This is a genomic window from Leuconostoc mesenteroides subsp. mesenteroides (genome assembly GCA_009676745.1).
Classification (GTDB): Bacteria; Bacillota; Bacilli; order Lactobacillales; family Lactobacillaceae; genus Leuconostoc; species Leuconostoc koreense.
This window is the reverse complement of the sequence record CP046062.1, coordinates 546,262-562,500: the sequence shown is the minus strand read 5'-3', so window position 1 is coordinate 562,500 and position 16,239 is coordinate 546,262. Positions and strand designations below refer to the sequence as shown.

Sequence of the window (16,239 nt, the reverse complement as noted above, 5' to 3'; positions counted from 1 at the left end):
GTGTGTAGCCCAGGTCATAAGGGGCATGATGATCTGACGTCGTCCCCGCCTTCCTCCGGTTTGTCACCGGCAGTCTCGCTAGAGTGCCCATCTGAATGCTGGCAACTAACAATAAGGGTTGCGCTCGTTGCGGGACTTAACCCAACATCTCACGACACGAGCTGACGACGACCATGCACCACCTGTCACTTTGTCTCCGAAGAGAACACTTTTATCTCTAAAAGCTTCAAAGGATGTCAAGACCTGGTAAGGTTCTTCGCGTTGCTTCGAATTAAACCACATGCTCCACCGCTTGTGCGGGTCCCCGTCAATTCCTTTGAGTTTCAACCTTGCGGTCGTACTCCCCAGGCGGAACACTTAATGCGTTAGCTTCGGCACTAAGAGGCGGAAACCTCCTAACACCTAGTGTTCATCGTTTACGGTGTGGACTACCAGGGTATCTAATCCTGTTTGCTACCCACACTTTCGAGCCTCAACGTCAGTTGCAGTCCAGTAAGCCGCCTTCGCCACTGGTGTTCTTCCATATATCTACGCATTCCACCGCTACACATGGAGTTCCACTTACCTCTACTGCACTCAAGTTAACCAGTTTCCAATGCAATTCCGGAGTTGAGCTCCGGGCTTTCACATCAGACTTAATAAACCGTCTGCGCTCGCTTTACGCCCAATAAATCCGGATAACGCTCGGGACATACGTATTACCGCGGCTGCTGGCACGTATTTAGCCGTCCCTTTCTGGTATGGTACCGTCAAACTAAAATCATTTCCTATTCTAGCTGTTCTTCCCATACAACAGTGCTTTACGACCCGAAAGCCTTCATCACACACGCGGCGTTGCTCCATCAGGCTTTCGCCCATTGTGGAAGATTCCCTACTGCAGCCTCCCGTAGGAGTTTGGGCCGTGTCTCAGTCCCAATGTGGCCGATCAGTCTCTCAACTCGGCTATGCATCATCGTCTTGGTAGGCCTTTACCCCACCAACTAACTAATGCACCGCGGATCCATCTCTAGGTGACGCCGAAGCGCCTTTTAACTTTGTATCATGCGACACTAAGTTTTATTCGGTATTAGCATCTGTTTCCAAATGTTATCCCCAGCCTTGAGGCAGGTTGTCCACGTGTTACTCACCCGTTCGCCACTCACTTGAAAGGTGCAAGCACCTTTCGCTGTGCGTTCGACTTGCATGTATTAGGCACGCCGCCAGCGTTCATCCTGAGCCAGGATCAAACTCTCAATTTGAAAATTTGAAGATTGCTCTTCGATTAAACTGACTATTTTTCGCTATATCTCTATAACGTAATCCGTTTATTGTTTGTTACGAATTGACTTCGCAAATTTGTTTTTGTTACTTTACGTAACAGCTACAGATTCGTTTGTTCAAAGTTTTGTTCAGTTTTCAATGTGCTACTTGTTGTCGCTGAGACAACTATATTATCTTATCACGCTCTTTTCGATTTGTCAACTACTTCTTTTCGTTGCTTCCTCTCTCTTTTCGCGCTCGTTCCTTCCCTACGCCTCAACCTTTTCGTTGCTTCGCTCCGTCGGAACATATATTAATATACCAACTTTATCCCTTTCAGTCAACTACTTTCTTTACTTCTTTTTTACTTGCTTTTTTTACTTATTTTTTTCTTTTTTCATAAATAATCAATCGTGTTTTAGTAGTTTTTTTAGAAAAAAGTTTCATGACATTCGTTTTTATGAAAATAAAAAGTAAGCCGTATATAGCTTACTTTGAAAATATTGCTAGCTTACTAATTCGCTTCGCAGCTTCAGCTAACCGTTCTTCACCAATTGTTAGTCCGACACGTATATAACCTTGTCCTTCTTTACCAAATCCTGATGCATCAGCTACGGCAACATTAGCCTCTTCTAATAGTAAATCTGCAAACTCACTCGATGTGTACCCTTTAGGTACAGGCATCAATACATAAAAGGCTCCCTGCGGTACATAAGGTTCCCAACCAAATTCTCGAACCGCATTAATAAAGACATCACGACGACGTTGATAAAGATTGGTCAGATCTGCAACTGCTTTTTCACGCGCTACTTTATTTGTTAAAGCCTCAATCGCTGCATCTTGAACTGCTGGGAACAATGAAACGAATAAATGATCTTGAATTAGATTAATTGCTTCAATCATTTCTGCGTTTCCAACCGCAAATCCTACTCGCCATCCCGCCATATTGAACGTCTTTGAGAAAGTATACGTTTCAATGCCAACCTTTTTTGAGTTTTCAGTTTGTAGAAACGATAATGGCTTATGATTATCATAGCCAATTGCACCATAGGCAAAATCAGATACAATGCCAACCTGGTTTTCTTCTGCAAAACGAACAGTCTGCTGATAGAATTCTGAAGTAGCAATTGCACCAGTTGGATTATTAGGATAATTGAGGTATAAAAATTTGGCTGCTTTAGCTACTGAGCTTGGAATTGCTTCATAATCAACCAAAAAATTATTTTCTTGTTTTAAAGGTACTGATTCATAATTTACGCGTCCCAATGCTGTAGCAGATAAATAATCCGGATACCCTGGATCTGGTAATAATAGTGTCTCCCCAGGATTCATTAATGCCCATGGCAGCTCAACCAAACCAATTTTCGATCCGGCTAATATAGCTACTTCTGTTTCTGGGTCGATTGAAACACCGTACTCATCAGCATAAAATTCTGCAATGGCTTTCTTAAAGCGTTCTTCACCGCGAAATAACGAATATTTATGATCGGCCGGATTTTCTGCAGCCGCTTGTAAAGATTTAACAATATAACTAGGCGTAGGCTGATCAGGATTTCCTTGACCCAAATTAATCACATCTTTTCCGGCAGCGATTTTCGCGTTAACTTTAGCCACAAGTGTTGCAAAAAATTGTTTCGGTAGTGTTTTAAGTAAGTCGGATTCTTCAAAATGCATATTATTCACCTTATCTGTAGAGTTCTGGACGACGATCGTTAAACACTGGGATTTCTCCTCGAATAGCTTTTTCATCATTAATATTAATTTCCGCTACTAATAATTCCGCTTTGTCATCACTTGCTTGTTCGATAATATTTCCTAGTGGATCAATAATTAATGAACGACCACCAAATCTATTGTCGTTATCTCGACCAACACGATTTGCAGCGACTACAAATGTTTGATTTTCAATGGCTCGTGCTTGCAGCAAAAGTTGCCATTGTTTTATTCGTTGAATCGGCCATTCAGCAACAATATACAAAATTTCTTGTGGTCCTTCACTCATCATGGTTCGTAACCACTCTGGAAAGCGAATATCATAGCAAATGGCACCAACAGACGATACATTTGCCAAATTAAAACAATTTGTTTTGTTTCCCGCTGACATGAATTTTTCTTCATTCATTAATCCAAATAAATGGAGCTTTTTATATTCACTTACTTGTTCGCCTTTATCATTAAAAACAAACATCGTGTTGTAAAAATTGTTCTCTGCTTGGGCAGTTGCCACAGAGCCACCAACAATGTTGAGACGATATTTTTTAGCAAGAGTACGCAACAACTTAATGCTTCTTTGTCCTTGGGAATCAGCTGTGGCCTCCAAATTAAGTAGGTCATAACCTGTGTTCCACATTTCAGGATAAACTAAAATATCAGCCCCTACTGTTGCAGCCTGCTGAGCATACTCGATTACTGTTTGCTCATTAATAGCTGGTTTCCCCAATACTATATCAATTTGTGCAACCGCAATTTTTAAGGCCATATGTGTTAAACCTCCGTTGTTTATGGGAACTTTGGGAATTGATCAAAGTCAGGATTGCGCTTTTCTTTGAAAGAGTCACGACCTTCTTTAGCCTCATCTGATGTATAGTACAGCATGGTTGCATCCCCTGCAAATTGCTGTAAGCCTGCAAGTCCATCTGTATCGGCATTCATAGCCGCTTTAATGAATCGTAAGGCAGTTGGTGATTTAGTTAATAGTTCATCAGCCCATTCAATTGTAGCGTCTTCTACTTCATTTGTTGGCACCACTTTATTAATCCAGTTCATTTGATAAGCTTCCTCAGCAGTATAGAAATGATTCAAGAACCATACCTCCTTGGCACGCTTATGCCCTATTACTCTAGCTAAGTAGCCTGAACCATATCCAGCATCAAATGAACCTACCATTGGTCCTGTTTGGCCAAACTTAGCGTTGTCTGCAGCAATAGTTAAATCAGCAACCAATTGCAATACATTCCCACCACCGATAGACCAGCCCTTGACCATAGCAATGATTGGCTTAGGAATAATACGCATTAGTCGTTGCAAGTCCAAAACATTTAAACGAGGAATACCATCAGATCCAACATACCCACCATTACCACGTACTTTTTGGTTTCCACCTGAAGAAAAAGCTTTATCTCCAGCACCAGTTAAAATAATCACACCAATGTGCGCATCATCACGTGCAATTGTAAAAGCATCTATCATTTCAGATACCATTCCTGGTGTAAAAGCATTATGTGTTGCGACGTCATTCATCGTAATTTTAGCAATTTTTCCAGGATTTTTGCCATCATTATTTTTTTCAAAAATAATCTCGTCGTATTTCTTAATAGCACTCCAAGTTGTCATTTGTTATACTCCATTCAGAAAGGAAATTAGTTATTATGAATATTATAGAACTTTTAGAATTAAAAACCACAATATTGTCTGCTGATAAAACTGTTGTTGAGTTAGCTGTCACTGATAAAATTATGCAACCTTATGGCATTGTTCATGGTGGTATTAACGCCTTATTAGCTGAAACAGCAGCCTCATTAGGTGCAAAAGAAGCTTTATCTGATGATTACTTTCCTGTTGGTGTCGATATTCAAACACATCATTTAAAACCAGTAAACAAGGGGATTTTGATTGCTACTGCAATCCCAGTAAATATTGGCCATTCACTCCAAGTATGGCATGTTAAAATTACCGAGAATATTAATAATCAATTAACGAGTATTGCTACCGTTACCTTAAAAAACCAACAGAAAAAGAGCTAAACATTTACCTGTTTGACTCTTTTTCTGTTGGTTCTGGCTAACTTATCATTTGCTTTTTTGACCAAAAAACTTAGCGAATGCGCTAGGTTTCGGGTGTTCAGCTTCATATAGCAATTGCTGCTCGTATTCTTCAGGCGTTGGCGTCTCATATGTCAGTGTCTCTAATCGCTCATACTTTGGATGTGGAATGATCAGATCAAGTTGCGTGTTAGGCAATATCGAACTAGTAAGATAGTTAACACCATCAACGCTACGTTCAATTGCCCATTCCGACTTTTCAGGAGACAATAAAATATCTTCGCTAATAATCGCCACACTCTTTTTAATTTGTTGCTGATAATAGAGGGCAGCGTAACTAGATATTGGTCCATAACCAACAAACTCAATGTTGTGCGCCTTAGTCTGTTTTCGTGCATTTTTAATAGCTGATATCAACGCTAACTGGCGATAATAACCTGCCTTCAGTGCGCCGCTTGCAACGAATAATACAGCTTGCTGCGTTGTTTTTATTTTTTGCGTAACATAGTCAGTCGCTGCTTTTTCTGGCTCTGAAAAAATAACCCGTAATACTTTACTCGTCACTTTCTTTGGTTGGTGTAAATAAGTATATAATTGTGGTGCTATTTCTTGGTCCGTTTCTCGCAAAATACCAGCCTTTTTTACGCGGATATCGAAATTATGAAATGTAAAATGTCCGCTTCCTGCAGAAACTAAATCAATCACATAAAAAGCATACTCACTTGGTGTATTGATTAACAGTTTTTCAGTATTTTCACTAAAAGTAGCAATTGGCTGGTATTGCTGATCAAAGAAAGTTACCACCAAATAAGCAAACATCCGATCACTCACATCAATATGACGTTCTATTACATATGTCTCATCGTTTGACAACTGAGGCAAGTCTGCCTTTGCTACTGGTTGTCCGTTCATTGCGTTATAGACAGAATGCCATCGCGCAACAACTTCTCCACTCGGCAAAAAATAATTTTCATAGTACACTTCATTCAACGACCTAAAGTCAACTGTTGCCCCTTGAAGCTCAAGTAGTTCGGTATTAGGTGTCCAATAAATTTGATACTGCATTATTCACTCTCCGCTCGTAAAGTGTTTCGTAATAAATTTAAGTTAGTCATCATGAAATCAACCATTTCATCAAGTTTCTCCGCATGTTGCCCTTCTTCACTTTTATGCTTTAGTGGGGCATTATGCATAGCAAAAAAATCTAATAATTGACCTAAGCTTTGACCATCATATTCATCTTCAGACATGGAAAATAATGCTACTTTGATATTTGTCCAGTTCGTATTCTCAATATGTTTCCATAATTTTTCATTCATAGCTACATTATCATCAGGCCTCGCATAACCACTTAAATAACGTCGTACATCTAACCGCCAACCATAGTCAAAACTACGTACAGTAGTTGATCCAGCAGTGAACGTGCCCAAATTAACAATCGGCTTTGCAATGACAATGGCAGCAGGATTAAGATCAGCAGCATAGTACAAAGCAGGGTAACTCCCCATGGAGGCACCCATCAAAATAAGGTCATTGGCACGCAGTCCCAATATTTTCATTTTTTGCTTAATTATTTTAATGATGGTCGCTTCATATTCTGCTGTTCCAATATCAAACGCGCCACCCTGTATACGCGCATCTGTAAACAATAAATAGGGTGTTCCTAAACGATTTAAGGCTTCTTGCATTTCAAACCCATCGACATGAAGCCTCGTATCCGCAAAGCTGACAATCAGTGGCCTTTGACGATCCCCAGGATTAAAATAACTTAACACTTCTTCATTTTCTTTAGTAAGTTGCCATGTTCCACCTGGTAGCAAATGCCCTAGCCCATGCCGAGAGACTCTTTGGTGAATCGTGTAAAAATCAAGAGTTCCTTGGCCTTTACCCAAAACCAAAATTTCATAATTTTCGTAATCTTCAGGGGGAACTACAGTTGTCAATTGGCGTAGTGATTGACCGGCTATCAACTGTTGAGTCAATACTTCACCATTTTGGTAAAACACAAACAACAAGGCTGGCTCGGCTGTCTCTGTATGATTATATTCCAACCATACCTCGTTTGCTCGACCACTTTGAAAATCGCTTGTACCAGCCTTTAATGTCCCTAATTGTTGCCAATCATCTCCGAATTCACCTTCAAATTGTGTTGAAAAATCTCCTTGCCGTTGTAAATGGATCCCTTCAGGCACACGAGGAACAAATTGTTCGGCGCTAAAGCGTGTCGAACAACCATGTTGGCTAGTATCCATATCAGTAACTATTCTTTTTTCAACATTTACTGGTGTATGTTCTTCGATATGAAAAGCGCGCCGCTCATCAAGAATTTTTTGAAAATCAGAAGCTACTTCATGAGCAAAGTAAATCACTCGTAATGCAGGCCATTCATTAATTTGACTAGATAGTAGTGTGCTTTCAAGATAATCATCTGTGAGTAGCACATAAGTTTGCTCCAATACGTACGGATCTCGTTGCATGGCCAAAAAAGTAGGTAAGTCGAGTACTGATGTGTGATACCAATCGAGCTTATCAGTTATATATGGGGCCCAATTTTCTGCGCCAATTTGTAAAATTGATATTGTCATTTTTCACCTGTCATTGCATCAAATTATTTAATTATTCATGTTACTTTTTATTTTGTTGAATACTTGCTGCCATTTAATCCACAGCATTTCACCAGTGTATTTCGCTTGTATGTCTGCAGATGCTTCTCGCGCTATTTCAAAATGTTTTTTATTGTCCAAAAAGAAACTTATTGCTTGGTCTAACTCTACAAAGTCTGCCAATACTTTACCATTTTTGTCATGCTTGAGGTAGACTGTTTCCGTGTTGTTAATTTGTGGTATAGCAAAATTAATGGCCAAAGTTTGTAAGAATTGGTTTGGCTCATTATCCAAATCAATTAAGATTCGTGTGTTTTTCATATAACGCACAAGTTGTTCTTCATTTTGAGGCTCCAAGAAATGAAAACGTGATTTAAAGGCCATTTGACTGTCCTGATCTATCAAACCATGCTCATTTTTAGCTTTCAAACTCGCTTCATGAATTTGTTTTTGCATTGCTGAAGTTTTATCAGAAGTTTCAAATATAACTGTCGTCGTATCATATGCATTAATAATATTAATTAATGCAGCAATAACGATTGTTTGCTGTGCAACAGATAAATTATGTGCTGAAATAAATAGACTTATCAATGGACTATGAGGTTGTTCGTTTGCCATCATATCTGTTGCGTATGGTGGCACAATAGCAACTTCCTTTTTTTCACCATCAAATGCTATTACCTGTTGTCGATGCCGTTCATTGTCCGTAACAATAAAATCGCTAATCTTTTCTAATTTTTTACCTAATTCAACATGCTGATTTTGTACGCTGACAATGATTGGTTGTCTGACAATAATATTCTCGAATAGCTCATCAGTAGTTGGGCTTGGAGAAATAATTATGTTTTCATCATCTGGTATTTTATCCAAGTAATCACTGACCAGTTTACGAATTAATACCGTCATATTAGAAAATTGCGTCTGCTCTGTCCACAACTGTTGCGTTGTTACAAGACCTGTCAGTTCATCCTCTTGCAATGCAATGTCACCACTAGGGGTCAAGTAGTCTGTTCGAATTTTATTGCCCTCATCAAATACGATAACTTTTGATACAAATCCTCTATCATCAATAATTAATTGTTGTGTCATCATATCATTAGTAAACAAATCAATATGGTCAAATGATAACTGATTACGCCAAATTGTCGCGTAGTGCCGACCAGAAACATTGACTAAGATTCGATCAGCCAATGTCATAAACTGTGCATAATCCGGCCAAGTAAAATCATTTAATGCCACAGGTCGTGGCGCTGACAAATCAATATGTTGTAATACATCAAATGCAGACCAAACAGAAACTTTATCAATATTTTTGTTTGACAATATACCACGCAATTTAGGCAGATAATTACACAAGATGAAAGTAACTTTTTGTCCTTGTTCTAAAAATAATTGTGCTTGATGGATGCTGTCATTAAATTGTGGTATTTCTGCACCAAGTTCGCTCCAGTCTGGCAGAATGTGAATTTTCATCGAAAGTACCTCATATGTACGGAGATCAATTCTCCTGATTTTAGACTAAATCATAGTGAACTCATTGCAAGTTCAAATTTTGCCACTACTTACAGCGCTAATCATAATGAACAATTGTTTTAATTGCTCATTTGACATGTCTGTATTTGATCCATAATTAATATTATACGCGATTACAGGAAGTTCATGATATATCGCATTAATATGTCGATAGCATTATTCGTATTTCTAGTAACCAAGATACGTACTTCAGTTTTTTATGGCATACTTAACTCTCATAAAACATTTTTAATATCTTCTTCAAGTTCCTTTGGCGCTGTTTTTGGTGCGTAACGTTTCACAACGTTTCCTTCTTTGTCCACTAAAAACTTTGTAAAATTCCATTTGATTGTGCTACTACCCAGCATTCCTTTTGAATTTTCTTTCAAATATTTAAACAAAGGGTCTGTATCTTTACCATTCACATCAACGAGTTGATGCATTGGAAAAGTTACACCATAAGTGAGCTGACATGCTTGAGCTGCTTCTGATGCAGTTTCTAACTCTTGCTTGAATTGGTTAGATGGAAAACCTAAAATTATTAGTCCTTTATCTTTATACTTTTTATATAATTTTTCTAACTCACCAAATTGTGGAGCATAACCACACTTTGTAGCAGTATTAACAATCACTACTGGATGATTGGCTAGCTTACTAAGTGAATAAGTTTCCCCATTTTCTAAGGTTGCGAAATAATCGTACATGCTCATAATCATTACTCCTTAATTTTAATGTATTATACCATTATGAAAATCAATTGTTATACTATTTGTTTGCTACCAGACTCTCGGTTGTTCTATCCTTTATAAAAAATAAACCAACAGGTTGCTAACGTCCTGTTGGTTTATTTTTTATTATTTATCACTATCGTCTTGTGCACGATCTAATAATTCTGAAACTTGGTCAATTTGTTGCTCATTCAACGGTACACTGTCAGATGTTTCACGTGAAACATCATCAAGCACTTCCTCATGATCCACTTTTGCTAACGTTGCCACTTTAGCATTATCTTCTAAGCGAATCAAACGTACACCTAACGTTGCACGTCCTGTCTGACTGACAGAATCAACATTAAACCGAATCATTACACCTTGTGTCGTGGTAACCATAATATCTTCTTGACCACTAACAATAGTCATTCCAGCAAGAGGACCATTTTTCTCGGTGATATTGGCTGTTTTAATTCCTTTACCACCTCGACCCTTGATTGGATATTCGCTCACCGGTGTTTGCTTTCCGTAGCCTTTTTCCGTGATGATCAAAACATTATGATCCTTTTTCAACACGTCAGAACCAACCACTAGATCCCCTTCGCGCAAGCGAATACCACGGACTCCAGCAGCTGAGCGTCCCATAACACGTACATCGTTTTCGGCAAAGCTAACTGAATAACCATTATGTGTCGTAATAATAATATTTTGCGTACCATCGGTAATTTGAACAGATAGCACTTCATCATCTTCATGCAAAGTTAAGGCCTTTAGTCCATTCGTACGAATATTTGCAAATTCCTTAACCGCTGTACGCTTGACAACACCCAAACGAGTTACAAAAAATAGGTAATCATCACTTTCACTGGCTTCCCCACGAACGTTAATAACTGTTTGAATTTTCTCATTTCCCTCAAAATTCAACAGATTAACAACTGGGATTCCCTTCGCTTGACGTCCATATTCTGGTACTTCATAGCCCTTCATACGGTAGACTTTGCCCTTATTAGTAAAGAATAACAAAGTATCGTGCGTCGATGTAGAAATCATCTGGTCAACAAAATCCTCATCATGAACGTTCATTCCCTGAACACCGCGACCGCCACGATTTTGTGCCTTAAATTCTCCAGTTGCAACGCGCTTAATGTAACCACTATTAGTTAATGTTACGATTACATCTTCTTCTTCAATCAAATCTTCATCTTCAATACTTAGAACATCACCGACTTGCAACTCTGTACGACGCTCGTCACCAAACTTCGTTTGGATTTCTAGTAACTCATTATAAATAATTTCATCAACACGTTCTTCGTGCGCTAAAATATCTTTCAAATCAGCAATCAGAGCAACAAGTTTTTGGTATTCTTCTTCAATCTTGTCACGTTCCAATCCGGTCAAACGAACCAAACGCATGTCCAAGATAGCTTGTGCTTGTTTATCGGACAAAGCATAACCATTAATTAAACGAGTTTTAGCTTCCTCAGAAGTCTTTGACGACCGAATGATGGTGATGATTTCGTCTATATGGTCAAGCGCAATGCGTAACCCTTCTAAGATGTGTGCACGCGCTTGTGCTTTTTGTAATTCAAATATTGTACGACGACGGATAACTTCACGCTGATGTGCCAGATAAGCAACAAGTATTTCTTTCAAACTCATTGTTTTAGGTGCACCATGGTCAATCGCCAACATATTAAAACTAAAGCTAGTTTGCAATAATGTCTGCTTATATAAATTATTTAAAATAACACTTGCCGAGGCATCACGACGAACATCAATAGAAATTCGTAAACCTTCCCGATCGGATTCATCACGAATTCCTGTGATACCTTCTATCTTTTTGTCCCGTGCTAATTCAGATATACGCTCAATTAAACGTGCCTTGTTCACGGCGTAAGGTAGTTCTGTTACAATAATCTGCTCTTTACCTGATTTGAGTTGCTCAATATCTACTTTTGCACGTACAGTTACAGTACCACGTCCAGTTTCATATGCACGACGGATTCCTGATTTTCCCATAACAATCCCACCGGTAGGGAAATCAGGTCCTGGTAGTGCTTCCATGAGTTCGGCCGTAGTAGCCTCTGGATTACTCATCAAAATATGAAGTGCAGAAATCACTTCAGCAAGGTTATGTGTTGGGATGTTCGTTGTCATTCCAACGGCAATTCCAGTCGCCCCGTTAACCAATAAATTTGGAAAACGTGCTGGCAATACTTCTGGTTCGCGTTCCTCACCATCGTAGTTGGGAATAAAATTAACTGTATCTTTGTTTAAATCACGAACCATTTCCATGGCGACTTTACTCAAACGTGCTTCCGTGTACCGCATAGCAGCAGCACCGTCCCCATCGACAGAACCAAAGTTTCCATGACCGTCAATTAACATGTGTCGATACGAAAAAGGTTGCGCCATCCGGACCATTGACTCATAAATTGCAGAATCTCCGTGGGGGTGATATTTACCCATTACATCCCCAACGATACGAGCCGACTTTTTGTGTGGCTTATCTGGTGTGTTTCCCTGTTCAATCATTGAATACAAAATTCGTCGATGTACCGGTTTCATACCATCGCGTACATCTGGCAGTGCACGTGCCACAATAACAGACATGGCATATGACAAGAATGACGTTTTCATTTGTTCTGACAAATTCGCATTTTTAATACGGCTGTCGTTTAACTCAGACATTACTTATTTACTCCTCGCAAATATTTATGACTTTTATATTGTGCTTTTAAATTTCATACTAAACACACTTGGATTAAATATCCAAATTTTCAACAAAGACTGCATTATCTTCAATAAACTTTCGACGTGGTGGTACATCACCACCCATTAACATATCAATAACCGCTTCGGCTTCTTCAGCATCAGCTGGATCAACACGTAATAAACGACGGTTCTGAGCATCCATGGTCGTATCAGCTAATTGATCATAGTCCATTTCTCCAAGTCCCTTGTATCGTTGCACTTTTGGCTTAACATTGGATGGTAATTGTGACAAATATGACTCAAGCTCTTCATCAGAGTCCAAGTAAGTCATTGACTTGTTATTGCCTAAAGCAACACCATACAAAGGTGGCTGAGCAATGTAAATATACCCAGCGTCAACCAAAGGTCTCATGTAGCGATAGAATAATGTCAAAAGTAACGTACGAATATGTGCGCCATCAACATCCGCATCAGTCATAATAATAATTTTATGATAATTAGCTTTTTCAACATTAAAATCATCCCCAAAGCCAGTACCCATAGCTGTAAAGAGTGAACGAATTTCTTCGTTTGCCAAAACACGCTCTAGTGACGCTTTCCCAACGTTCAAAATTTTACCACGAATTGGCAAAATAGCTTGTGTTAAACGGTTTCGGCCTTGCTTGGCAGAACCCCCGGCAGAGTCACCCTCAACGATGAATAATTCTGAAATAGCAGGATCATTTGATGTATTATCCGCCAGTTTTCCTGGTAAATTACCAATCTCCAAACCCGATTGTTTACGTGTCATTTCACGCGCACGTTTAGCAGCTAAACGTGCTTTTTGAGCCAAAACACCTTTTTCAACAATCTGTTTAGCAACATTTGGATTTTCCATCATAAAACGACTGAACGTTTCTGAAAACATACGGTCAGTAGCTTGGCGTGCATCAGAATTGCCTAATTTTGTCTTTGTCTGCCCCTCAAATTGTGGATCTGGATGCTTGATAGAAACAATGGCTGTCATGCCTTCACGAACATCTTCACCAGTCAAACTTTCCGCACCGTCTTTAATTTGACCACTTTTTCGTGCATAATCATTAATCACACGTGTCAATGCTGTTTTAAAGCCGGTTTCATGTGTCCCACCCTCGTAAGTATTAATATTGTTTGCAAAAGTACGCAAACTATCTTTGATATCAGTGGTGTATTGTAGAGCGGCCTCAACGACGATTCCATTTTCTTCCCCCTCAACATATACTGGTTCAGGAAAAATAACTTGCTTATCTTCGTTTAAGTATTGAACATATTCTTTAATACCACCTTCAAAATGAAAGCTCTCTTGGATTGGCTCTTCTAAACGTTTATCAGCGATAGAAATACGTAATCCTTTATTTAAAAAGGCCAGCTCGCGTACACGTGTCAACAAAGTCTTGTAATTATAAGTTGTTGTTTCGCGAAAAATATCAGCATCAGGCTTAAAATGAACGATTGTACCGCGGTCAATCGTTGGTTCCTCGTCTAACATTTTCATCGTTGTATGAACACGGCCAACTTTAAAGTCCATATAGTAGACTTTATTATCACGAACCACTTTAACATCTAAGTCCGTTGACAACGCATTAACAACAGAAGCACCAACACCATGAAGTCCACCAGAGACTTTATAACCGCCGCCGCCGAATTTTCCACCAGCATGAAGCACAGTAAAAACAGTTTCTAGCGCTGGTTTCCCTGTTTTTGTTTGGATATCGACTGGAATACCTCGTCCATCGTCTGTTACAGTAATCGAATTGTCTTTTTCAATTGTTACCGTTATGTGGGAAGCAAATCCTGCTAAGGCTTCATCAATACCATTATCGACAATTTCCCACACCAAATGATGCAAACCTTGGGCTGTAGTCGTTCCTATATACATTCCAGGACGCTTACGAACAGCCTCTAAGCCTTCCAATACTTGAATTTGATCAGCATTATAGTCACCAGCATTTGCATCAACCGTGCTAGCGTGTCGAATTTCTTCGTCATCAGTATTGATATCACCAACTGATTCTAATTCTTGATCTTTATTTTCTGCCATTTTGTATCCTTTATGTACTATCTATTATCATCACATAGCGTTAAACCAATGAATTAATTTAACCTACGTGTCGTTTTCGAGTATAACCATGCCTTGGTTCACATGAAACATACGTGGTTTTCGGATGAGCTGCCGTGCAATATCGCTGAGTGTTGGCGCAGTAATAAATGTTTGCACCTTATCTTGAATTGCCAGTAACAAATGTGTTTGCCGACTGGCATCAAGTTCACTAAGTACATCATCGAGAAGTAATACTGGATACTCACCAGTTTCTTGTTGCATTAAATCAATTTCAGCTAACTTAATAGCTAACGCCGTTGTGCGCTGCTGCCCTTGTGAGCCAAAAACAGCCACATTATTTCCATTAACATCAAATTGTAATTCGTCGCGATGCGGACCAACCATTGTCGATCCTTGCATAATTTCACGTGAGCGCTGACGTGACAATACATCAGAAAATACCGCTTTTACCTCTTCAAGACTAGCATCTGTCGTAAAATCAACTGAACTCATGTAACGTAATTTCAAGGCTTCACGCTGATCAGATATTTCCGCATGAATTGGTTGCGCAGCTAATTCTAATTTATTTAAAAATTCTTGACGTGCAACTAAAATTTGTGACCCTACATCAACCAATTGTTCGCTCAATACATCCAAGAATACTGTGTCCGTTGTTTGTTTGAGTTGCAAACGCTTAAGATAGGCATTTCTTTCTTTTAAAATCCGCTTATACTGTGTCGTGTTATACAGATACAAGGGATTCATTTGTCCAAACTCCATGTCAATAAACCGACGGCGTACACTAGGTGCCCCTTTAACAAGTTCAAGATCTTCTGGTGCAAATAAAATGACATTGAGTTGTCCAATATAATGCGACAGCTTTGATTGTTCAAGATGATTAACTCGTGCTTTTTTACCCTTATTAGAAAAATGAAGTGACAGCGGAATTTCACTAACGGAGCGTTTAACCCGGCCACTAATGGTTGCTTCTTTTGCTTGCCATTGAACCAAATCTTTGTCACTGCTGGTTCTATGTGACCTTGCCAGTGCCAATACATAAATACTTTCTAATAAGTTTGTTTTTCCTTGCGCATTTTCACCAAGAAAAACATTCACACCCGAGCTAAATTCCAGCGCTAAATCTGAATAATTACGATAATGATCAAGTTTTAACGATTCGAGTTCCACGAACCAGGTCCTTTAGGTTTATTTGTCGAACGACCAAAGCCACCAGCACGAGTACGATTCTTTTTGCGTAGTTCAGCAAATCTAGCTTCCTTACGAGCTTTCGCTACAGCTGCCTTTTGTGCCTTAATACGATCATCACGGACAGTTTTTTTAGCGTTCATAGCACGTTCAGCTTTTTGAATCTCAGCTTCTGCTATCAATTCTTCAGCGTTCTCTGCTAATTCAATCATGTATGTTTCGCCATCAATAACAATCTCATCATGATCGTATAACTTTTTACCACGGCGATTTTCTGTTTCTCCGTTGAGTAACACCGGAAAATCCATTAAGTAGTATTTGGCTTGGCCGCCTGATGAAATAATGTTCTCTTCTTTTAATAATTGTGTCAAAGTAATGTATTCAGTTGTGATACGTACGCTGGTTGTCATATATCGCTTTCTCTTTATGAGTTA

Annotated in this window: 12 protein-coding genes and 1 rRNA gene (1 of these 13 only partly in view); 1 reads left to right on the top strand and 12 read right to left on the bottom strand. The window is 39.1% G+C overall.

Features of this window, described 5'->3' with window-relative positions:
* From GJV51_02675 to menB, 4 genes are all read right to left on the bottom strand, one after another.
* Window positions 1-1,238: ribosomal RNA gene (locus GJV51_02675) — 16S ribosomal RNA — on the bottom strand (it extends 319 nt beyond the left edge of the window).
* 490 nt (window positions 1,239-1,728) lie between these two features.
* Complete coding sequence (locus GJV51_02670) at window positions 1,729-2,913, bottom strand: aminotransferase class I/II-fold pyridoxal phosphate-dependent enzyme (protein ID QGM24951.1); 1,185 nt, start codon at window positions 2,911-2,913, stop codon at window positions 1,729-1,731.
* Window positions 2,914-2,923: 10 nt separating this feature from the next.
* Entirely contained in the window at window positions 2,924-3,718 is a 795-nt protein-coding gene (locus GJV51_02665; protein ID QGM24950.1) for a carbon-nitrogen family hydrolase, read from the bottom strand.
* Window positions 3,719-3,738: 20 nt separating this feature from the next.
* Entirely contained in the window at window positions 3,739-4,572 is an 834-nt protein-coding gene (menB, locus tag GJV51_02660) for a 1,4-dihydroxy-2-naphthoyl-CoA synthase (GenBank protein ID QGM24949.1), read from the bottom strand.
* 35 nt (window positions 4,573-4,607) lie between these two features.
* Between menB and GJV51_02655 the strand changes: the two genes are divergently transcribed.
* Window positions 4,608-4,982, top strand: coding sequence for a hotdog fold thioesterase (locus tag GJV51_02655; protein QGM24948.1), 375 nt, complete (start codon window positions 4,608-4,610; stop codon window positions 4,980-4,982).
* Between the two features lie 45 nt (window positions 4,983-5,027).
* Here the strand turns inward: GJV51_02655 and asp3 are convergent, their stop codons facing one another.
* The 8 genes from asp3 to yaaA form a co-directional block, all read right to left on the bottom strand.
* Window positions 5,028-6,065, bottom strand: a complete 1,038-nt coding sequence (gene asp3, locus GJV51_02650; protein ID QGM24947.1) for an accessory Sec system protein Asp3 — start codon at window positions 6,063-6,065, stop codon at window positions 5,028-5,030.
* Window positions 6,065-7,585 carry an accessory Sec system protein Asp2 gene (gene asp2 / locus GJV51_02645; GenBank protein ID QGM24946.1) on the bottom strand — a complete coding sequence of 507 codons (1,521 nt, stop codon included), beginning with the start codon at window positions 7,583-7,585 and terminating at the stop codon, window positions 6,065-6,067. The genes asp3 and asp2 overlap by 1 nt, the downstream gene beginning before the upstream one ends.
* Before the next feature lie 27 nt (window positions 7,586-7,612).
* Complete coding sequence (gene asp1, locus GJV51_02640) at window positions 7,613-9,061, bottom strand: accessory Sec system protein Asp1 (GenBank protein QGM26099.1); 1,449 nt, start codon at window positions 9,059-9,061, stop codon at window positions 7,613-7,615.
* A gap of 290 nt (window positions 9,062-9,351) precedes the next feature.
* Window positions 9,352-9,825, bottom strand: a complete 474-nt coding sequence (locus tag GJV51_02635) for a redoxin family protein (protein ID QGM24945.1) — start codon at window positions 9,823-9,825, stop codon at window positions 9,352-9,354.
* A gap of 144 nt (window positions 9,826-9,969) precedes the next feature.
* Window positions 9,970-12,516: a DNA gyrase subunit A gene (gene gyrA, locus GJV51_02630; protein ID QGM24944.1), complete on the bottom strand. Its 2,547-nt coding sequence runs from the start codon at window positions 12,514-12,516 to the stop codon at window positions 9,970-9,972.
* A gap of 73 nt (window positions 12,517-12,589) precedes the next feature.
* A complete protein-coding gene (gyrB, locus tag GJV51_02625; protein QGM24943.1) occupies window positions 12,590-14,599 on the bottom strand; it encodes a DNA topoisomerase (ATP-hydrolyzing) subunit B in 2,010 nt (669 codons plus the stop codon).
* Between the two features lie 63 nt (window positions 14,600-14,662).
* Window positions 14,663-15,787 carry a DNA replication/repair protein RecF gene (gene recF, locus GJV51_02620; GenBank protein ID QGM24942.1) on the bottom strand — a complete coding sequence of 375 codons (1,125 nt, stop codon included), beginning with the start codon at window positions 15,785-15,787 and terminating at the stop codon, window positions 14,663-14,665.
* Window positions 15,769-16,215, bottom strand: a complete 447-nt coding sequence (gene yaaA / locus GJV51_02615) for a S4 domain-containing protein YaaA (GenBank protein QGM24941.1) — start codon at window positions 16,213-16,215, stop codon at window positions 15,769-15,771. The genes recF and yaaA overlap by 19 nt, the downstream gene beginning before the upstream one ends.
* Window positions 16,216-16,239: the final 24 nt, after the last annotated feature.